This is a genomic window from Hymenobacter terrigena (assembly GCF_054776515.1).
Genome location: NZ_BAAHBU010000007.1, coordinates 21861 through 40881, shown reverse-complemented (window position 1 = coordinate 40881; position 19021 = coordinate 21861). Strand labels below are relative to the sequence as shown.

General features: G+C 61.2%; 17 protein-coding genes. 3 read left to right on the top strand and 14 right to left on the bottom strand.

Translation table 11 applies throughout. The features are described from left to right. Positions 1–321 precede the first annotated feature (321 nt). Positions 322–1740 (top strand): T9SS type A sorting domain-containing protein, encoded by a 1419-nt coding sequence (locus tag ACYU7Q_RS21735; protein WP_460611559.1) that lies wholly within the window; start codon positions 322–324, stop codon positions 1738–1740. A 637-nt stretch (positions 1741–2377) separates the two neighbouring features. Here ACYU7Q_RS21735 and ACYU7Q_RS21730 read toward each other — a convergent pair. From ACYU7Q_RS21730 to ACYU7Q_RS21700, 7 genes are all read right to left on the bottom strand, one after another. Beyond that, complete coding sequence (locus ACYU7Q_RS21730; protein WP_342300144.1) at positions 2378–3496, bottom strand: ABC transporter permease; 1119 nt, start codon at positions 3494–3496, stop codon at positions 2378–2380. 141 nt (positions 3497–3637) lie between these two features. Further along, a complete protein-coding gene (locus tag ACYU7Q_RS21725; protein ID WP_460611558.1) occupies positions 3638–4750 on the bottom strand; it encodes an ABC transporter permease in 1113 nt (370 codons plus the stop codon). A 79-nt stretch (positions 4751–4829) separates the two neighbouring features. Further along, on the bottom strand, positions 4830–5618 hold the full coding sequence (locus ACYU7Q_RS21720) for an ABC transporter ATP-binding protein (protein WP_460611557.1): 789 nt from the start codon (positions 5616–5618) through the stop codon (positions 4830–4832). Beyond that, positions 5599–6552 (bottom strand): ABC transporter ATP-binding protein, encoded by a 954-nt coding sequence (locus ACYU7Q_RS21715; RefSeq protein WP_460611556.1) that lies wholly within the window; start codon positions 6550–6552, stop codon positions 5599–5601. The genes ACYU7Q_RS21720 and ACYU7Q_RS21715 overlap by 20 nt, the downstream gene beginning before the upstream one ends. A gap of 55 nt (positions 6553–6607) precedes the next feature. Further along, complete coding sequence (locus tag ACYU7Q_RS21710; RefSeq protein WP_460611555.1) at positions 6608–7516, bottom strand: HlyD family secretion protein; 909 nt, start codon at positions 7514–7516, stop codon at positions 6608–6610. 13 nt (positions 7517–7529) lie between these two features. Then, positions 7530–8834 carry a TolC family protein gene (locus tag ACYU7Q_RS21705; protein ID WP_460611554.1) on the bottom strand — a complete coding sequence of 435 codons (1305 nt, stop codon included), beginning with the start codon at positions 8832–8834 and terminating at the stop codon, positions 7530–7532. 39 nt (positions 8835–8873) lie between these two features. Then, positions 8874–9482, bottom strand: a complete 609-nt coding sequence (locus tag ACYU7Q_RS21700) for a TetR/AcrR family transcriptional regulator (protein WP_460611553.1) — start codon at positions 9480–9482, stop codon at positions 8874–8876. Between the two features lie 209 nt (positions 9483–9691). Here ACYU7Q_RS21700 and ACYU7Q_RS21695 point away from each other — a divergent pair, with 209 nt between their 5' ends. Beyond that, on the top strand, positions 9692–10012 hold the full coding sequence (locus ACYU7Q_RS21695; protein ID WP_460611552.1) for a hypothetical protein: 321 nt from the start codon (positions 9692–9694) through the stop codon (positions 10010–10012). Positions 10013–10134: 122 nt separating this feature from the next. Here the strand turns inward: ACYU7Q_RS21695 and ACYU7Q_RS21690 are convergent, their stop codons facing one another. The 7 genes from ACYU7Q_RS21690 to ACYU7Q_RS21660 all read right to left on the bottom strand — a co-directional run bounded on the left by ACYU7Q_RS21690 (position 10135) and on the right by ACYU7Q_RS21660 (position 15310). After that, positions 10135–11334 carry a 5-(carboxyamino)imidazole ribonucleotide synthase gene (locus ACYU7Q_RS21690; RefSeq protein ID WP_460611551.1) on the bottom strand — a complete coding sequence of 400 codons (1200 nt, stop codon included), beginning with the start codon at positions 11332–11334 and terminating at the stop codon, positions 10135–10137. A gap of 47 nt (positions 11335–11381) precedes the next feature. Then, on the bottom strand, positions 11382–11915 hold the full coding sequence (gene purE / locus ACYU7Q_RS21685; protein ID WP_460611550.1) for a 5-(carboxyamino)imidazole ribonucleotide mutase: 534 nt from the start codon (positions 11913–11915) through the stop codon (positions 11382–11384). Between the two features lie 140 nt (positions 11916–12055). Beyond that, positions 12056–13333: a dihydroorotase gene (locus ACYU7Q_RS21680; RefSeq protein ID WP_460611549.1), complete on the bottom strand. Its 1278-nt coding sequence runs from the start codon at positions 13331–13333 to the stop codon at positions 12056–12058. Between the two features lie 77 nt (positions 13334–13410). Further along, positions 13411–14391 carry an aspartate/ornithine carbamoyltransferase family protein gene (locus tag ACYU7Q_RS21675; protein WP_460611548.1) on the bottom strand — a complete coding sequence of 327 codons (981 nt, stop codon included), beginning with the start codon at positions 14389–14391 and terminating at the stop codon, positions 13411–13413. A 54-nt stretch (positions 14392–14445) separates the two neighbouring features. Then, positions 14446–14652 (bottom strand): hypothetical protein, encoded by a 207-nt coding sequence (locus ACYU7Q_RS21670; RefSeq protein ID WP_460611547.1) that lies wholly within the window; start codon positions 14650–14652, stop codon positions 14446–14448. 321 nt (positions 14653–14973) lie between these two features. After that, positions 14974–15105 (bottom strand): hypothetical protein, encoded by a 132-nt coding sequence (locus ACYU7Q_RS21665; protein ID WP_460611546.1) that lies wholly within the window; start codon positions 15103–15105, stop codon positions 14974–14976. Then, entirely contained in the window at positions 15050–15310 is a 261-nt protein-coding gene (locus ACYU7Q_RS21660; protein ID WP_460611572.1) for a hypothetical protein, read from the bottom strand. Before ACYU7Q_RS21660 ends, ACYU7Q_RS21665 begins: the two co-directional genes overlap by 56 nt. 763 nt (positions 15311–16073) lie before the next feature. Here ACYU7Q_RS21660 and ACYU7Q_RS21655 point away from each other — a divergent pair. Next, on the top strand, positions 16074–18809 hold the full coding sequence (locus ACYU7Q_RS21655) for a substrate-binding domain-containing protein (RefSeq protein WP_460611545.1): 2736 nt from the start codon (positions 16074–16076) through the stop codon (positions 18807–18809). Positions 18810–19021: the final 212 nt, after the last annotated feature.

Here is a 19021-nt window from a genome sequence, read left to right as displayed (position 1 = left end):
ACCGTGGTGCCAAGTACCGCGCCCGTGAGGGTGGCCGCAAGCCATGAGGAGCAATTTCATGGCGTGCTGGCGAACGGGATATGCCGACAAACGTACCCATTGTCACTTTCAGTCTGGCGGCCAAAGGCACTACCGTCTAAAAACGGTGTTGATGCAGAACTCACGGATGAGCGGAGCCAATCATTTGAACGAGCCCGGAAGGCCTATTCAGGCCAGGACACGGTGCGCCACTCTATCGGTTGGAGCACTCAGTTGCGTCATCTTCCTGCCGGCCCGAACGGATGGGCCCGGGCACCGCGCGGTTACCTGCTATCTTCCGGCATGAAACACTTTCTACTCCCTACTTTTTTGTTGGCGGGCATCGCCACCCAAGTGCTGGCCCAGTCCGTCGCATTTGCGCCAGCGGTTGCGTACGGCAGCGGCGGCACGGGCACGAGTGCCGTGGCCGTGCAAGACCTCAACGGCGACGGCAAACAGGACATTGTCCTAGCCAATGCCTCCTCGACGGTAGGCGTGCTACTAAACGCAGGCACGGGCACCTTCCCGGCCACGGCCACGACCTACGCCAGTGGGGCAACGTCGGGCAACGCCAGCGCAATGGCCCTGGGCGACGTAAACGCCGACGGCAAGGCAGATATCGTCGTGCTCAACGCCAACGACAGCAACGTGGGCGTGCTGCTGGGCACCGGCACCGGCACATTCCAAGCCGCGACGACCTATGCGGTGGGCAGCTTCACCTACCCGACCGGGCTGGCGCTGGCCGACGTCAACGGTGACGGCCGGGCGGACGTGATGGTGGCCAACAACGCCACCGGTTCGGTGGGCGTGCTGCTGAGCCGCAGCATCGGGGGCATGGGTGCCGCCACGCAAGTGTCGACCGGCAACAGCAGCCCCCAGAGCCTGGCGGCGGGCGATATGAACAACGACGGCAAACCGGATATCGTGGTCGGCACCTCGGACGGCAAGCTGGTCGTGCTGTTGAACAGCGGCACCGGCACGTTCTCTGGCACAAGCACCCCTTACCTCAGCGGAGGCAGCAGCGTACAGCGCGTGAAGTTGGGCGACGTGAACAACGACGGCAGGCCGGACGTGGTCACCGCCAACACGTTCGAGAATACGGCGAGCGTGCTGCTGGGCACTGGCACGGGCGGCTTGGGCACGGCGGCCAGCTACTCGACGGGCGCCAACAGCGCGCCCCCATCGGTGGCCCTGGGCGACCTCAACCGGGACGGGCGGCTCGATTTGGTGTCGGCCAATTATGGCCTCAACGCGGCGGGCGTGCTGCTCGGCCAGGGCACGGGGGGCTTCCCAGCCGCAGCCACTGCCCTCTCCACCGGCAGCAACAGCGCGCCCAACGATGTCGTTGTGGCCGACGTGAACAGCGACGGAAAGCCCGACCTGATTACGGCCAACTTCACTACCGCCAGAGTGGGTGTACTACTCAATACCAGCGTGTTGGCCACTCGCTCGCCGCTCGCCGCGGCCGGTATCCGCCTCTTCCCCAACCCGGCCCATGGCAGTGGCAGTTTTGAGGTGTTCGTGCCCGCAGTGCGCTGGTCCACCGAAGTGCGGGCCGAACTCCGCACCGCAGTGGGCCAGTGCGTGCGGCAGCAAACTGCCCCGCTGCCGGCCGCCGGCGCATCCTTCACGGTCTCCACTGCGGGCTTGGCCCCCGGCATATACCTGCTGCACCTGCAAGCCGGCGAGGAGGCGGTGGTGCAGCGCGTGCTCGTGGAGTAACGGCGGTGCGCCTCCGTGTAATTCCAATTGGCCGCTTCGATCATGGACCATTGGGCGGCGGTGCACGTCGCGGCTGGGCTCGCAGTTCGCTTTCCAGTTCGCCGACTATACCTAGGTAATCCCCACGGACAACGCATCACGGTTCGGCGGCCGTTTAACCCATTCTTGCGGTCTACGACGTTGGCTTGCGAGGAGCTGGCCATCGTCTTTCGGCTGCCCGCCGCTTGGGCATGGGCACGCACCAAGGTCAAATTGAGCATCACCCAGTCCAGGTTGGGTTCTTGCACGGCCTCAAACAAGCGCTGCCAGGTGCCTTTCTGTGCCCATCGCCGGCTGCGCTTGCGCAGCGTGTCGTGCTTGCCAAAGTGCGCGGGTGGCGCCTGCTAAGCGCACCCGTGGCGCGCTTAGCAGGCGCCACCCAAAACTCGCTGTTTAAAAACAAGCGATTATCAGCCCACGTCGCCCGTTTTGCCCGACAGGTGCGGTGCCAGGGCCGCCTACACACGGTCATTAAGTTCGTCAATACTACTCACGAACACAAAAGTAATTGTCTGTACAACCTAGAGATTACGCCCCTTCCCTGCGGGAATTTTTCGTTAAGGCGAACAACAATCCCCTTGTCACCATCCGTGGAGCATCAGCCAGACGTTTTGCGGTAGCGCCAAACGGCCAGCGTGTTCACCAGTACGGCCATGCCCAGCAGGGTGAGCACGGGCTGGAGGACGTCGCGCAGGGTGCTGCCCTTGAGCAAAATGCGGCGGGCAATGTCGATAATGTAAGCCAGCGGGTTGAGGCGGTCGAAGGCGCGGGCCCAGGCCGGCATGTACTCGATGGGCGTGAACAGCCCGCAGAGCAGAATGAAGATTATCAGGAAGAAAAAGGCCACGAACAGCGCCTGCTGCTGCGTTTCGCTTACCGAAGAAATGAGTAGCCCCAGCCCCAGCGGCACCACCAAAAACACGGCCATGATGCCATAAAGCAGCGGCACGCTCCCCACCATGGGCACGTGAAACAGAAAGCGCGCCAGCAGCAGCCCAATGGTGAACTGGTACAGGCCGGCCGCCCAAAACGGCAGCAGCTTGCCCAGAATAAACTGCCACTTGCGAATGGGCGTCACGTTAAGCTGCTCGATGGTGCCGATTTCCTTTTCGCGCACGATATTGAGCGTGGTCACCATCATCACAATCAAGCTGATAATTTCGACCAAGATGCCCGGCACCATGAAGGTTTTGTAGTTCAGTAGCGGGTTGTACCAATAGGCCGGCACCACTTCCAGGCCGCGCACCTCACCCACCGCGGCCGCCACCGTGGCGGGCCGCACCTCGCCTTGGTAGGCCTGCACAATGCCGGCCGCGTAGGAGCTGGCCAGGCCTGCCTTTACGTTGTCGAGGGCATTAACAAGCAGTTGTACCCGCGCCTGCCCGCCCCGCACCAAGTCGCGCTCGAAGTGGGGCGGGATGACGAGCACTAAATCGGCACGGCCACTGAGCAGGTCCTGGTCGGCGGCCGCGCTGCTGGGGCGTACCTGCACCAGCCGGAAGTAGGGAGTGTACTGAAACTTGTCGAGCAGGCGCCGGGCCGCGGGGCTGTGGTCCTGGTCGACCACGGCTAGGTTCAGGTTCTTGATTTCGTAGTTGGCCGCGAACGACAACAGCACCAGCTGCACGATGGGCGCCACCAGCAGCAAGGCCAGCAGCGTGCGGTTGCGCCGCAGCTGCCGCACTTCTTTTTCGATGAGAAACCAGACGGTACGCATAGTGAGAGAGCTGATAATTTTAGAACGTCATGCCGAGTGCAGCAAAGCATTTCGCTTGTGGTAGTAATTGAATCGTTCAACGAAGCACGCGAGATGCTTCACTGCGCTCGGCATGACGTGCTGGCAGGTGCGGGTCAGAATTCACGCCAAGCGGTTTTTCAACGAGCCCAGCGCTAGCAGCAGCAGGCCGCCGGCCATGCCGATGAGCACCGCCGTTTCGCGCCAGAGCTCGCGCAGGCCGAGGCCTTTTATCATGATGCCTTTCAGGATAACGATGAAGTAACGGGCTGGAATGATGCGCGAGATGGTTTGCAGCGGCAGGGGCATGCTCTCAATCGGAAACAGGAAGCCGCTGAGAATGAGCGTGGGCAGCAGCAAACCCAGCATGGAGGTGAGCATGGCGGTTTGCTGCGAGGCGGCCCGCGTCGAAATCAGCACGCCCAACGTGAGGGCCACCAAGATGTAGAGCAGCGTTTCGCCGATGAGCAAGGCCAGGCTGCCGCGCTCCGGGATGTGCAACACCCACACGCCCAACGCTAAGATGATGAGGCCGTTGACGAAGGACAACAGGAAGTAAGGTAGAATCTTCCCAATGATGATGGGCAGCTGCCGCATCGGCGACACCAGCAGCACTTCCATGGTGCCGGTTTCTTTCTCGCGGGCAATGGTGATGCTGGTGAGCATGGCCGACACCAGCAGCAGAATCAGGGCCATGGTGCCGGGCACGAAAGTATAGGCCGCCTTTAAGCCGGGGTTGAAATACAGGCGGGCCACGGCCTCTACCCGCGGGCCGGGGCTGCCCGCCCGGCGCGGCGCAACCTCCTGCTCATAGCTGCGGATGATGGCCGTGGCGTAGTTTACCAGGCTGATGGCCGTGTTCTGGTCTGAGGCGTCGGCCACGAGCTGCACCTGCGCGTGGCCCAGGTGGTCGAGGTCCTGGGAAAATCCCGCAGGGAATACCACGGCCAGCTTCACGTGGCCCTGACGAAAGGCGGCGGCTACGTCGGGGTAGCTGCGGGCATAGTCGCGCAGCCCGAAATAGCCCGACGAAAACAGCCGGTTTTGCACCTGCCGGGCGTGCCCCCCGTGGTCGAAGTCGAGCACGGCCACATCGGCGTTTTTGATTTCGTTGGTCAGCGCGAAGCCGAACAGCGTGACCAGCGCCACCGGCATCCCAAAGAGAATAAGCAGCGTGCGCGGGTCGCGGAAAATGTGGTAAAACTCTTTCCGCACGAACATCAGGAAGGCTTTCATGGGGCTGATTGGCTGTAGTGCTGTGATGAATTATTCCTGGTCGTCATGCTGAGCGTGTCGAAGCATCTTTATTACTCCATTACTCCACATTCTTCGCCCCTCGCGCCAGGTGCAGAAACACTTCGTCCATACTGCCCACGGCGAACTGCTGCTTGAGGCCGGCGGGCGTGTCGAGGGCTTCGATTTTGCCGTCGACCATGATGCTGACCCGGTCGCAGTACTCGGCCTCGTCCATGTAGTGGGTGGTGATGAAGACGGTGACGCCGCGGGCAGCGGCTTCGTAAATCAGGTCCCAGAACTGGCGGCGGGTGATGGGGTCGACGCCGCCGGTGGGCTCGTCGAGGAACACCACGGCCGGGTCGTGCAGCAAGGCGACCGAGAAGGCCAGCTTCTGCTTCCAGCCCAGCGGCAGGCTGCCGACCAGGGTATTGCGCTCGGCTTCCAGGCCCAGGCGCTGGAGCAGAGCGTCGGTTTTTTCGCGGATGGCGGCCGTTGTCAGGCCGTACACGCCGCCGTAGAAGCGGATGTTTTCGCGCACGGTCAGGTCTTCGTAGAGCGAGAATTTCTGGCTCATGTAGCCGATGTGCTGCTTGATGCGCTCGGCTTGGGTGAAGACGTCGAATCCCGCCACCGCGGCAGCTCCTTCGGTGGGCCCAAGCAGGCCGCAGAGCATGCGCATGGCCGTGGTTTTGCCCGCGCCGTTGGCCCCCAGGAAGCCGAAAATTTCCCCCACCGCCACATCGAAGCTGATGGCATTCACGGCCACGAAGTCGCCGAAGCGCTTCGTAAGCTTCGCGCAGGTGATGACCGGGCCAGCCGCTGCGGGGCGGCCGACGCCGGCGACTACGTTACTGGGCTGCTGGTTCATGAGGCTCAGGGTTAGCGGGTTGCTGTTGCGCAAGCAAATCCATGAAGGTGTCTTCGATGGTGGCCGGCACCGGCGTCACGGCCACATCGCGGTGGCCCTTGCCGGTGAGGTAGGCCGTGAGGTGTGCCGTGGCTTCCGCATCGGGCCGGGCCAGGCTCAGGTGGGCGGTTTCGCCGAAGGCGTAGCAACTGTGCGCGGCCGGGTAGGCGCGCAGGTCCTGCAGCAGCGGGTGCATGCGGGCGGCCCGCACCGCGTACAGCGGCCAGGGATAGGCCGCGCGCAGGGCGGCGGGCGTATCGACGCGCAGCACTTGGCCGGTTTGCAGCAGCGCCACCCGCTCGCAGCGCGCGGCCTCGTCCATGTAAGGCGTGGACACGACAATGGTAATGCCCTTGGCCTTGAGCGTGCCCAGCATGTGCCAGAACTCCTGCCGCGACACGGCGTCGACGCCCGTCGTAGGCTCGTCGAGCAGCAGCACTTCGGGCTTGTGGATGAGGGCGCAACACAAGGCCAGCTTTTGCTTCATGCCGCCCGATAGTGCCCCCGCCCGCCGGTCTTTGAAGGGCGCCAGCTGCTCGTAGATGTCGCGCACCAGCTCGTAGTTTTCCTGCACCGTGGTGCGAAACACGGCCGCAAAAAAGGCCAGGTTTTCCTGCACCGTCAGGTCCTGATAGAGCGAGAAGCGGCCCGGCATGTAGCCCACCACGTTGCGAATGGCGCGAAAGTCGCGCACCACATCGTGCCCGGCCACGGTGGCCGTGCCTGCATCGGCCAGCAGCAGCGTGGCCAGGATGCGGAACAAGGTGGTTTTGCCGGCTCCGTCGGGCCCGATGAGGCCGAACAACTCGCCGGGCTCCACGGTCAGGCTCACGTCGCGCACGGCTGCGGTGGCCCCGTAGGATTTGCTGATGTTGGTTAGTTCGACGGCAGGCATGGTGGGGTGGCAAAAAATGGTGCGGTATCGAGTGATGCGCTAGAAAATCATGCTTTTAAAACAGCACGTCCGCCGGCATGCCAATCTTCAGGCTGCCATCATTCGGCACGGCTATTTTCAGGGCGTACACCAAGTTCACCCGGTCTTCTTTGGTTTGGATGACTTTAGGCGTGAACTCCGACTTGCTCGAAATCCACTGCACGCGGCCGGGGTACTCGCGGCGCTTGCCGCCGGGCGCGTCGACCAGCACCTTCACTGGCTGGCGCAGCTTCACGCGGGTGAGCTGGTCGCCGGCCACGTAGGCCCGCAGCAGCAGCGTTTTCGTGTCGCCGATTTTGTAGAGCGGCTGGCCGTAGTTCACTACCTCGCTGGGTTCTACATACACCGTGAGCACGGTGCCGGTCACCGGGTTCAGCACCCGGCTTTGGCGCAGTTGGTCGTTTACCTGGCGCACCTGTTCCTGCAGCGGGGCCGATTGCGCCGCGGTGCCACTGGCCTGCGTGCTCAGGGCCGAGCGCTGGGCGGCCAGTTGCTGGCGGGCAGTGGCAATCTGATAATCAATATCATCGAGCTGTTTGCTGGGCACGGCATCGGCTTTCACCAAATTCACCACGCGCTGGCGCTCGCGCTGCAGGTTGGCCAGCTGCTGGGCCAGGGCGCCGAGCTGGGCCGTCACGTTGGGCGTTTGCTGGCGCACGGCGCGGGTGCTGGCCTGCAGCTGGCGCTTGCGCAGGTAAAGCTGCGTGGTGTCGATGACGCCAACTTCACGGCCGGCGGGCAGCTCGTCGCCTTCGGCCACGGCCAGGCGCAGGAGCTGGCCCTGGGCCTTAGCGGCCACCACGTATTCGGTGGTTTCAAAATTGCCGGAAGCATCGAAGCGGGGTTCTTCGGATTGGCAGCCGAGGAGTAGGAAGCCGGCCGCCGCGCTCAGCGCCGTCGGCAGAGAAAGCAGGGAAATTTTCATGACAACGAAGTGGTTAGCGCGTGGGAGAAGCGGGCGGTGTAGTGCCGCGGGTGGTTTGCTCATCGGCTTGGGCCTGTAGCAGCTGCAGGCGGTGCAGTTGCTCGTTGAGGCGGGCCAGGCTCAGGTTGTTGGCCTCGGTGAAGTAGTCGCTGAAGCCGATGATGCCGTTGTCGAGCTGCACGGTGGCCGTGGCTTGGATTTTCTCGCGCAGAGCAGTCAGCTCGGCGTCGGCCCCAAGCAGGGTTTGGTAGCGTTCCACGGCTGTTTGCTGGCCGGCGAGGGCTACGCGCTGGTTTTGCTCGAAAGCGGCCTGCTGCACTGCCACGGCTTCCTGCCCCAGGCGAATGGTTTCGCGGTCTTGGCGGCGGGTGTAGTAGTTGCTCAGGTTCCAGTTGAGGCGCAGGCCAGCCAGGCCGTAACCATGAAAGTCGTTGCGCAGGAAATCGAGCGTGGGCCGGCCGTAGCCCACCTGCCCAAACGCACTCAGGCGGGGCGCCAGGCGGGCATCGCTGAGCTTTTGCTGCCCGGCCAGCAGCGCTTTTTGCTGCGTGTACAAGGCCAGCTCGGGCCGGGGCACGGCCGGAGGCAGCTCGGCAGGAGTGGTCAGGCGGGTGTCGGACGGCAGGGGCTGGCCCAGCAGTTCACTCAGCTGGCGCAGCAGGCCGGCGCGGGTGGTGGCCAGCTCGCGCAATTGCTGGTCGAGGTTCAGTACTTCGGCATCGAGGCGGGCCACGTCTTGGCCGGTGGCCACGCCGTTGGCACGGCGGGCCAGCAAGGCCTTGCGGCGCTGCTGCAAGTCGGCGCGCAGGCCCTGACGCAGGCGAGTGGTTTCCTCGCTAAGCAAGGCACCGAAATAGAGGCCGTTCACCTGCTCGCGCAGCCGATGCAGGCTCACTTCTACCTGCTGGTTGTTTACTTGGCTGCTCAGGGTTTCCAGTTCCTGCTGGCGGCGGGTGGCTCCCCCGTCGAACAGTGTCTGGCTGGCATCGAGGGTCAGCCGGTACTGGTCTTTGGCAAGCGTTGGGATATTGATGCCGGGCGCTTCCAGTGGTATTTTAGTTACCTCGCTCTGGTAGCTCGCCTGGCCGTTGATGGCTAGCTGAGGCAGGCGCAACTGGGTGGCCAGCCGGGCTTGGTTGTTGGCGGCCTGGTCGTTGTTGAGGGCTATTTGGCGGCGCAGTGGGGCTTGGGTTTGGGCTAGCTCGTAACACTGCGCCAAGGTGAGCACCGGCCCGGCGGCAGACGGCGCGGCGGGTTGCCCCAGCACCGCGCGGGCCATCAGGCAGAAGGCCAGCAACATTTTTCGCTTCTTATCCATACGATTTAACTACTTGGTTAACGAGTGGGCAAAAAAATATCAAGCCTGAATGGCTCGAATAACGAATTCCGCTACCTCGGTGCGTCGGCTTTCCATTTCACGTTCAAAATCAGCGTCCGACAAGCCAAGCGCAACCTGAAAAACGGGCTTGCCGAGGAAGGGGAAGATGAGCATCGACATCATGTTCATGAGCAATTGCGCAGAGCTTACCGGGCGGATGCGGCCCTGCGCCACGGCTTCGTCCACCTGCCGGCGGAATTTGTCGAGGTGAGGCTTCTCGTGCGCCACCACATTGCGGAAGAAAAACTGCGGGTTGCGGTTCACCTCGTTCACAATGAACAAGGGCAGGAAGCTGTTGCGGCTCACGAAGGTGAGGTACTGGTCCACAGCCTGCCGGATTTTGTCGAAAAGGTCTTGGTCCGTTTCCAGAATGGCCATTACCCGCGGCAAAATCACGCCAATGGCCCGGTCGATAATCAACGCCGACAGCTTTTCCTTGCTGCGGAAGTAGTAGTGCAGCAGCGCTTTGTTGATGCCGGCCCGGTCGGCAATTTCCTGCATGCGCGCGCCCGCCAAGCCCTTTTCCAGAAACACTGCTTGGGCAGCTTCCAGAATCAGTTCTTCGGTGGAAAGTTTCTGGATGTCCATTGAGCAGGTGGTTTAACTATTTGGTTAAGGTACGGCAAAGATGCTTGGTATTTACCATATACCCAAATCAAATACTTGGATTTGGCCCTTTCAAGAAATGGCTTAACTCACTGCACCTAAGTTTTTTTAAGGTCTGCATGAATCGTTTTAGGATTGGAGTAGCAAAAGGCGTATCCGGACTGTTTGCGAGCAAGTTGCGTAAAAGCGCCATGCCCCATTCCCTACCCGTTCATCCCACTGAAGAGCGTCTGTTCTTGGCCGCGTGCCTGGCCCATCTCAAACGCGCCGACGGCAGCCAGGCCAAGGACTGGTGCCTGGCCGAAACGGCCCACCGTGGCGCCCGTGAATTGCTGCACCAATACTTGACCTCGCCGCAACTGCCAGACACGCTCACAGAATGGGCCCACGCGGCGTTAGAAGACCTGCGCCGGAACTCGCCCCGGGAGCGCGATTGGCTCACAACCCAGGCCCAGGCCAAGCGGGTGCTGCCCGTTGCCATGCAGTTGCTTTATGTACTCGCGGCTGTCTAGACGGCGATATTCTCTTAATTCGCCTTATAAGTCCTAAGAGGCCGTCCCCCTTCCCTCGTGTAATACCCGAGATGGTAGAGAAAGCAGGCACGAGGGCACGGCTAGCCAATGATTAAAAGCCGCTAGCTAACGTCCAGCCCCGGCAAGCCGAGCAAACCAGCAGCGTGCCGCGCCACGGTTTTGACACTGGCGACATCCGGACCGGTGATGGTCAGATGGCCCATCTTGCGGCCTGCGCGCGCTTCCAGCTTGCCGTACAGGTGCAGGTGCGTTCCCGGCAGGCGCAACACAGCGGGCCAGTCCGGCTCCCGCCGTTGGCCGCTGGCGTCAAACCACACATCGCCCAGCAGGTTGAGCATGATGGCCGGGGAATGCTGGCGCGGCTGCGGCAAGGGCAAGCTGGCCATGGCATGGACCTGTAGGTCAAACTGCGAGGCATCACAGGCGTCCAGAGTGTAGTGGCCGCTGTTGTGCGGGCGCGGGGCCATCTCGTTTACCACCAGGCCGCCGTGCGCGCCGCCGTCGTCCACCACAAAAAACTCCACGCACAGCACCCCGACATAGCTGAGATGCTGCGCGATGGAAACGGCCGCGTCGCGGGCCCTTGTGGCCAGTGCGAGTGGCATATTGCCCTCGTACGCGTGGGTCACGGCCAAAATGCCATCGACGTGCACGTTGCGCTGCGGGGCAAAGCTGACCACCTGCCCGTCATAGCCGCGCGCCACCAGCACCGAACACTCGGCGGTGAGCGGCAGCATCTTTTCCAGCACGCAGGCAACGCTGCCCAACTCCGCCCAAGCGGCGGCCAAGTCACCAACGGTATTGACGCGGACCTGCCCCTTACCGTCGTAGCCCATACGCGCGGTTTTGAGAATTCCGGGCAGCAAATCCGCTCGCTCGTCCTGGATGGCCTGCAGCTGGGCCGGCGTTTCAATCACCGCATAGGGCGCGCAGGTTACTCCCGAAAGGTCAGCGCAGGCTGCGAAGTGGGCTTTTTCCTCGATGCGGTTTTGGGCGATGCCTACCACGGCCGCACTGGGCGCCACGGGGCGGGCCTGCGCCAGCGTTTGCAGGGCCTGGGCGGGCACGTTTTCAAACTCGGTGGTGATGGCCTGGCACAGCTCAGCCAGCTGCGCCAGGCCAGCCGGGTCGTCGTAGCCGGTCTGGATGTGGTGGTGACTCACCAGCCCGGCCGGGCTTTGCACGTCCGGGTCCAGCACGGCGGTGAAGTACCCCAGGCGCTGGGCGGCATGCACAAACATCCGGCCCAGCTGGCCGCCCCCCAGCACGCCCAGCGTAGCCGGCTGGCCCCCGGCGTCCATACTGCCTGGTAAAATTGGTGTCATCGCGGCAACGTGAATATCGTCGTTCATACCGGCAGCGTCATGGCGCGAGCGGCTTCGGTTTGTTCGGCGCGAAACGCCTGCAGCTTAGCCGCCAAGCCAGGGTCGTGCAGGGCCAGCATGCTGACGGCGAACAGCGCGGCATTGGCCGCCCCGGCTGTGCCAATCGCAAACGTGGCCACTGGCACCCCCTTGGGCATTTGCACGATGCTGTGCAGCGAGTCGACCCCCTGCAAGTGGCGGCTGGCCACGGGCACCCCCAACACGGGTACCGTGGTTTTGGCGGCCATCATGCCCGGCAAGTGGGCAGCCCCACCCGCGCCGGCAATGATGGCCTGCAAGCCGCGCGGGCCGGCCTGTTCGGCGTAGGCAAACAAATCGTCGGGCATGCGGTGGGCCGACACCACGCGCGCTTCGTGGGCCACGCCGAATTGCGTGAGCAGCTGCACGGCATGCTGCATGGTGTCCCAGTCGCTGCTGGAGCCCATGACCACGCCAACCAGCGGCTTGTCCGGAGCGGCGCTGAGGCTGGGAGTGTTGGAGGTAGGAAGGTTATCCATAGTCAGGTAAGCTTTATAGAATGTCATGCCGAGCGCAGCGAAGCATCTTTACCGCTCGATGCATTTATTTACTATGGCAGTAAAGATGCTTCGCTGCGCTCTGCATGACGACCTGGTATTATCCAGATTGACTCTAACCATTAGCGCTCCAGCAGGATTTCGGTCCCTAAAACCACCAAATCTACCCGGCCTTTCAGCGTCTGGTCGATGAAGGGCGTGTTCTGGGATTTGGATTTCATGAATTCCTTCGTGAAGGTCGTTTCCGCTTCGGTGTCGAACAAGAGACAATCGGCTGGTTGGCCCACTTCGATGGCGGCTACCGGCAGGCCCATCAGGCGGCGGGGTTCCGCCGAGTAGCGCTTGACTACTAGGTCCCACCCGAATTTTCCGGGCTCGACGAAGTGGTGATAAAGCGATACCAGGGCCGTATCCAAGCCGGTGATGCCATTGGGCGCGCTGATGAAATCCTGGGCTTTCTCGAACGGCGTATGCGGCGCGTGGTCGGTGGCAATGAGGTCGAATACGCCTTCGATAAGCCCCTCGAGCAGCGCATCACAATCGGCCTGCGTCCGCAACGGCGGGTTCATCTTATAGTTGGTGTCGTAGTCGCCGATGTGCTCGTCGGTGAACATCAGGTGGTGCGGGGCCACTTCGGCCGTGACCTTCACATCGCCGCGGGATTTCCACCAGCGGATGGTTTCCATGCCCAGCTTGCTGGAAACGTGCTGGATGTGCACGTGTGCGCCCGCCGCCCGGGCCAGGCGAATGTCGCGGTCGATGATGATTTCTTCCGCACACGCCGGCGAGCCCTTGATGCCGAGCCGGTAGCTCATCACCCCTTCGTTCAGCGCGCGCGGCCCGGCCAGTTCCGGCACCTCGCAGTGGCTGGCGAAAAACATCCCAAACTCGGTGGCGTACTGCATCGCCCGCAGCAGCACCGCTGGGTCGGCCGTGGTGTCTCCGTCGTCGGTGAGCATTTTCACCCCGAGCTCGCGCATGCCCTCAATTTCGGCCAGTTCCTTGCCCTCGCGGTTCTTAGTCACGCAGCCGGAGGTGTACACCGGAATCCGGGCCCGGTCTTTGGCATTTTCCAGTACGGTGGCCACCGCCGTCGCCGAGTCGAGGGCCGGGCGGGTGTTGGGCATCATCACCACGCCGGTAATGCCGCCGTTGATGGCCGCTTCGCTCCCCGTGGTGATGGTTTCCTTGTTCTCAAACCCGGGGGCGCGGAAGTGGACGTGGGCATCAAACATGCCCGGCATAAGAATGCGACCACGCGCATCGATGACGCGGGCACCCTCGGGAATGGCCAGGTTGCTGCCGATGTCCTGGATTTTTCCTTCGACAATCAGGACATCGCTCTCAAGAAGCTCGGGTGAATTTTCGGAGGCGATGCGGGCGTTTTGAAGGAGGAGCATGGATGGATGGTTGCGATAAACTGCAAGTGTTATTGGAGAGATGAATTAAGGACGGAGCCAGCCGATGCGTCCGGCGTTCAGGGCATAATTGCCGGTGAGCCAGCTCGCTGCGGTGCGACATACGATTCCTGCCGCGGAAATTCCCCGCCCGGCGTGAGCCAGTCGAGGACGGCCATGCGAACGGAAATCCCGTTTTCGACCTGGTTGGTGATGAGGCTGCGCTCGTAGTCCATCACGGCGTCGCATAGTTCGACCCCCCGATTCACCGGGCCGGGGTGCATGATGTAAAGGCCGCGGTCGCTGATTTCCGCCAGCCGGGTGTTGGTGATGCCGTAGACCCGGTGGTACTCGCGCACGCTGGGGAAAAACTGCACGTCTTGGCGCTCCAACTGCACGCGCAGCAGGTACACCACGTCGGGCCCCCAGGCCATGGCCGCCTCGTAATCGGTGAAGCGGGGAATCGTGGCCGGGACGTACTTGGGCACCAGCGAGCCCGGCCCGAGGTAAGCGACCTCGACGCCCAGCTTTTGCAACAAGGTGCTGGTAGAGCGCGCGACGCGGGAGTGGAGAATGTCGCCGATGATGAGGACCTTTTTGCCCCGGGGGTCGGGGAATTTTTCCTTAATGGTGAAGGCGTCGAGCAGGGCCTGGGTGGGGTGCTCGTGCGCCCCGTCGCCGGCGTTGATGACCGCCGCCGTGGTCTGGCGGGCAATCATGCCGGGCAGGCCGGAGTGACTATGGCGCACGACGATGTAGTCGGTGCGCATGGCCTGGAGCGTCTCGATGGTCTCGCGCACCGACTCGCCCTTGGTAATGGAGGAGTGGTCGACGTTGAAATTCGTGACCTCCGCCGAGAGGCGTTTGGCCGCGACCTCGAAGGAAGAGTGCGTCCGGGTGCTGGCCTCGTAGAACAGCATGAGCACGGACTTGCCCTCGAGGGCGGGGATTTTTTTCACCGAGCGGGTGAACAGTTTTTTAAAGGACGTGGATTGGTCGAGCAGGAACTCGATTTCCTCACGGTGCAGGGATGCGATGTCGAGCAGGTCTTTACGTGCCATACCAAAGCTGGGAAATAAGTGCGTAGTCAGTACTTGCGAGTCGGAGCTTTTACCCTACTTGTTGAACAACGCCCAACTCGATGGACATAAAAAAACCGTTTCGGCTTCCGAAACGGTGGCGGGGCAACACTTAGAAAAAACAACGGAAATACCAAAGGCAAAATCGGGAGAACCGATGATGGCAAAGACGTCTCGGTCCACTCGCGATTCCCTGCCGAGCAAGGTCCCGCGCTTCATAAACAACTGTTTTGGTTGAAGCATGATGCAAAAATACGGCATTGTTACGACCGGCAACTCATCGGTAATGTTAACTTTATTTCGCACCGCTTTTTTCAAATTTTATTTTCGACCTAACAAGCTAACCGACGCACTTCTCGTCATTCTTATCGCCATCAAAAAAAAATTATGGCTTGTTTGCCCCATTGCTTTGCCAGCACCCTTTGGCTTAACTTTAACTCTTTATTCCGCCGGCTCAGTTGGCGAGCTGCTGCTTTCCGGTGGCAAACAGCCCCTGAAGTACTTGGTATTTCAGGAGCTGCTTCGTTTTCGGCCCGCACTCTTGGTTTCGATTACGCTCCCGTTTCAACGGCATCCCAGAAAGGACGTGGCGCGGAAATCAACCCTTTCCCTTGCGCAGCTCCCCCGCGCCAAGGCCTTGTTAATCCGGCTCACGAGCGCCGGGCCTTCGTACACAAAGCCCGTATACAGCTGCACCGGCGACGCACCCGCGGCTAGTTTTTCCTGCGCATCGGCCGCCGAGTGAATGCCACCGATGAGCAGTTGTCGGTTCTGGTGCGGTGGCAGGCGGAACAGGCGCGGCTGTGGGTTGCCGCCGGAGCGTCACGGTCCCGATTTCCACAAATCCAAAGCCTATCGTCGCTAGCTCATCGGTCAGGGCCGCGTTTTTATCAGCCCCCACTACCAACCCCACCGGGTTTGAGAATTTTAGCCCAACTACCTCCCGGGCCAAGCTTGGGTGCTGAAAGTCGTACAGGCCCTGGACCCTGTAGTATGGCCTTGGCCCCGGCACGCGAGACAACCGCCGCAAGTTATCAAAACCAAGTGATGGGCGCGCTCCGCATCGAGGGAAAATAGTGCAGGTTTGACAAGTGCAGTGCCTTGTACATGCGCGATGATTAGCCCGCCCAACCCTCGCGGTTGAGCCTTTGCGATGTTTAGAGTTACTTGCGCAAGGCCTACGGCGCGAGTCTGGGGACGGAACCAGGGTCGGTTAGAAAGGAGGTGCCATGGTGGCACTAGAGTTGAGGTAGTAATCCTTACCAATACCTTGAACCAAACCTAAGCCACATACAGCATTAAGAGAAGTTTTTTAGTGTTATGGCCCAAGAAAAGGCCTGCCTTTTGGTGTCGCGCATTCGTTTAAACTACCGTCTAATTAAATAGAACCTACGCCAAAACCGATTTTGGTGTACGAGGAGATAGACCGGTGAGTGAACAAATGGGTTGGACCCAAGACCGAAATATTGGTGGTAGATTGTGCCCTTGCAAGCAGCATATTTAAATTACTCTTACTTATTCACACCTTATTTTTTACTATATGAAAAGCAGCTCCTCATGGCGCTTCTAAAAGGAGATGTAACATCCAAATGCGCGTTAGAATGCCTTATATGCTTAGAAGTGTCCGCCTAATTATTAGGTGGGTGCTGTACAGCGGCTTGCTTTTGAGTTTGGTAAGCAGCCCAATCCAGGCCGCCCCGCCGCGGCACTACACCATCGGGTTCTCGCAATGCACCACCGGCGATGCCTGGCGGCAAGCCATGCTGGCCGGGATGCGCAAAGAGCTGAGCTTTTACCCGAATGTAACGTTCCGCCTGAAAGACGCTCGCGACAACAGCAACCGCCAGCAACAACAAATTCAGGAATTTCTAAAGGAAGGGATTGACTTATTGATAGTATCGGCCAACGAAGCCGAGCCCGTAACGCCGGTGGTGGAGGAAGCCTTCAACCGCGGCATTCCGGTGGTCATTCTGGACCGGCGCATCGCCTCCAAACTTTACACGGCCTACGTGGGGGGCAACAACCTAGAAATAGGCCAAGCCGCTGGGCGGTACATCAGGAGCCTGCTCGCTGGGCGCGGAAATATATTGGAAATCGAAGGGTTGGCCGGGGCGTCGCCAGCCGTTGACCGGCACCGCGGGCTGGTCAACGCCCTGGCTGCCTACCCCGGCCTTCACCTCGTAGCGAGGGTGCAAGGCGACTGGAAGCGGCCATCCGTCATTACAAGCCTGCCCGCCGTGCTACGTGCGCACCCCGAGGTGAATGTGATTTTCGCGCACAACGACCGCATGGCCCTGGGGGCTTACCAGGTGTGCAAGCAGATGGGGCTGGACCGCCGCATCCGGGTGGTGGGCGTTGATGGGCTGCCGGGCTTGCACGGCGGCATTCAGTTTGTGCAGGACGGCGTGCTGACCGCTACGCTGCTCTATCCTCCGGGCGGCGAAGAAGCCATTCGAACGGCCATGAACATTCTGGAGCACCGGCCTTATGCGAAGGAAAATATTCTTGGCACTATGGTTATCGACTCGACCAACGTGCTGACCATGAAAATGCAAACCGAGCAGCTGGCCAGTCAGCAGCAAGACATTCAGCGGCAGCAGCGCCTGTTGCAGCAACAGCGCGATACCTACGCCAGCCAGCAAACAGTACTTTACGTGCTGGCCGGGGCGCTGCTGGTGGCAGCGGCGCTGGGACTGCTGGCGTGGCGCGCGTTGCGGGCCAACCGCCGCATCACGCGCGTACTGGCCGGGCAAAATAATGAAATCAGCTCCCAGCGCAACCAGATTCAGGAGTATGCCGAGCGGGCGAAGGTTGAGACCGAGGCCAAGCTGCGCTTCTTCACCAACTTTTCGCACGAACTACGCACGCCGCTTACCCTCATTCTGGGGCCGGTGGAAGAAATGCTGACCAGCGGCACTTCCTTTGATGCGGCCCACCGCCACGACTTGGGCCTGGTGCGCCGCAATGCCCAGCGGCTGCTGCGTCTGGTGAACCAGCTCATGGATTTCCGGAAGATTGATGTGGGCAAAATGCCGGTGCACGCCACCGAGGGTAACCTCGTGGCCTTCGTACGGGAAATCCTGGACTCCTTCGAGAAGTCGGCCCGGCAGAAGGGGGTGACGCTTTGTTTTCTGCCGGCGGAGCCCCTCATCATGCTGCCCTTTGACGTAAACATTCTGGACAAGGTGTTCTTCAATTTGCTGGCCAACGCGTTGAAATTTACCCCCGAGCACGGGCAGGTAACCGTTAGCATTCAGGCCCTGCCCGATGAGCGCAGCGTGCGGGTGAGCGTAGAAGATACCGGCCGGGGCATCAGTGAGCAGGACCAGGCGCACATCTTCGAGTGGTTTTACCAAGGGCAACACCCAGGCGCGCAAGGCTCGGGGATGGGCCTGGCCTTGGCGCTGGGGCTCACTCGCTTGCACTTGGGGCAGCTCACGTTTAAGAGCCGGCCGGGCCAGGGCAGCACTTTTGTGGTGACGCTGCCCCTCAGCCTGCCGGATGCGCTGCTGGCGCCGGGGAAAGCCAACATGCCCATTTTGTTGCCGTTGGTGGAGGAACCTGTGTTTGCCGCGCCCACGGCCACCGATGACGCCCTCGAAGCCCGTTTTGCTACCGGCGAAGGGCGGGATGCCCTGGTACTGATTATCGAAGATAACGAGGATGTTAATGCTTTTCTGGCCCAGAAGCTGCGCCCGCATTTCCAGGTGCGCACGGCTACCGACGGAGCTGAAGGCCTACGCCTGGCCGCCGAGCTGATTCCCGACCTCATCGTGAGCGACGTGATGATGCCCGAAGTCAACGGGCTGGAAGTCGTGATGCAGTTGAAGGGCGACTGGCGCACTTCTCATATTCCCATTGTGTTGCTTACGGCCCAAGGGGCACCCGAGCAGCAGGTGGAGGGCGTGCAGGCTGGGGCCGACCTTTACCTCACCAAGCCCTTCAACCCCACCTTCCTGCTCGAAAGCCTGCGCACGCTGCTCGGCAACCGCGAACGGCAGCGCGAGCATTTCCGCCGCGAGCTGAGCGTGGACACGGCCACCGTGGCCCCGGCCCAGCGCGTCGACCAGAAATTTCTGGCCACCTTCTCGGCCATTGTAGAGGCCAATCTGGAGCGAGCCGACTTGAGCGTAGAAGATGTGGCACGCAGCCTGGGCATCTCGCGGGTGCAGCTCTACCGCAAGGTGAAGGCCGTGCTCGGCACCAGCCCGACAGACTTTATCCAAAGCGTCCGGCTTACCAAAGCCCGCCAGTTATTGCTTGATGAATCCCTCACCATCGCGGAAGTCGCGTATCAACTAGGGTTTAATTCGCCCTCCTATTTCTCCACCAGCTTCAAGGGGCGTTACCAGATTTCGCCTTCCGAGTACCGGGCCTTGCACATTGCGCCCGTGGGTTGAACGGAAAGTGAAACCCAGGTAACGTGAGTGTAACCTGGAATCATTTCCCAATCGTTTGCAAGGATATAATATATTGAAAATCAGACAATAAAGCACAATTCATGCAGTGAACGAATAGTTAACGCTTTTGAGAGGATTGAGCAAGCCCGCCGGGGATTGCCGCCGGAAATTTGAACCATCAACCAACCCGCTTCTCAAGGTGGCGGAGAGGT

Excerpts from the sequence above, each read along its gene's own strand:
- ACYU7Q_RS21735 (WP_460611559.1), top strand. The coding sequence starts at position 322 with ATGAAACACTTTCTACTCCCTACTTTTTTGTTGGCGGGCATCGCCACC.
- ACYU7Q_RS21710 (WP_460611555.1), bottom strand. The coding sequence starts at position 7,516 with ATGAAAATTTCCCTGCTTTCTCTGCCGACGGCGCTGAGCGCGGCGGCC.
- ACYU7Q_RS21725 (WP_460611558.1), bottom strand. The coding sequence starts at position 4,750 with ATGAAAGCCTTCCTGATGTTCGTGCGGAAAGAGTTTTACCACATTTTC.
- ACYU7Q_RS21700 (WP_460611553.1), bottom strand. The coding sequence starts at position 9,482 with ATGGACATCCAGAAACTTTCCACCGAAGAACTGATTCTGGAAGCTGCC.
- ACYU7Q_RS21675 (WP_460611548.1), bottom strand. The coding sequence starts at position 14,391 with ATGGCACGTAAAGACCTGCTCGACATCGCATCCCTGCACCGTGAGGAA.
- ACYU7Q_RS21720 (WP_460611557.1), bottom strand. The coding sequence starts at position 5,618 with ATGAACCAGCAGCCCAGTAACGTAGTCGCCGGCGTCGGCCGCCCCGCA.
- ACYU7Q_RS21670 (WP_460611547.1), bottom strand. The coding sequence starts at position 14,652 with ATGCTTCAACCAAAACAGTTGTTTATGAAGCGCGGGACCTTGCTCGGC.
- ACYU7Q_RS21715 (WP_460611556.1), bottom strand. The coding sequence starts at position 6,552 with ATGCCTGCCGTCGAACTAACCAACATCAGCAAATCCTACGGGGCCACC.
- ACYU7Q_RS21705 (WP_460611554.1), bottom strand. The coding sequence starts at position 8,834 with ATGGATAAGAAGCGAAAAATGTTGCTGGCCTTCTGCCTGATGGCCCGC.
- ACYU7Q_RS21730 (WP_342300144.1), bottom strand. The coding sequence starts at position 3,496 with ATGCGTACCGTCTGGTTTCTCATCGAAAAAGAAGTGCGGCAGCTGCGG.
- ACYU7Q_RS21680 (WP_460611549.1), bottom strand. The coding sequence starts at position 13,333 with ATGCTCCTCCTTCAAAACGCCCGCATCGCCTCCGAAAATTCACCCGAG.
- ACYU7Q_RS21690 (WP_460611551.1), bottom strand. The coding sequence starts at position 11,334 with ATGGACGCCGGGGGCCAGCCGGCTACGCTGGGCGTGCTGGGGGGCGGC.
- purE (WP_460611550.1), bottom strand. The coding sequence starts at position 11,915 with ATGGATAACCTTCCTACCTCCAACACTCCCAGCCTCAGCGCCGCTCCG.
- ACYU7Q_RS21695 (WP_460611552.1), top strand. The coding sequence starts at position 9,692 with ATGCCCCATTCCCTACCCGTTCATCCCACTGAAGAGCGTCTGTTCTTG.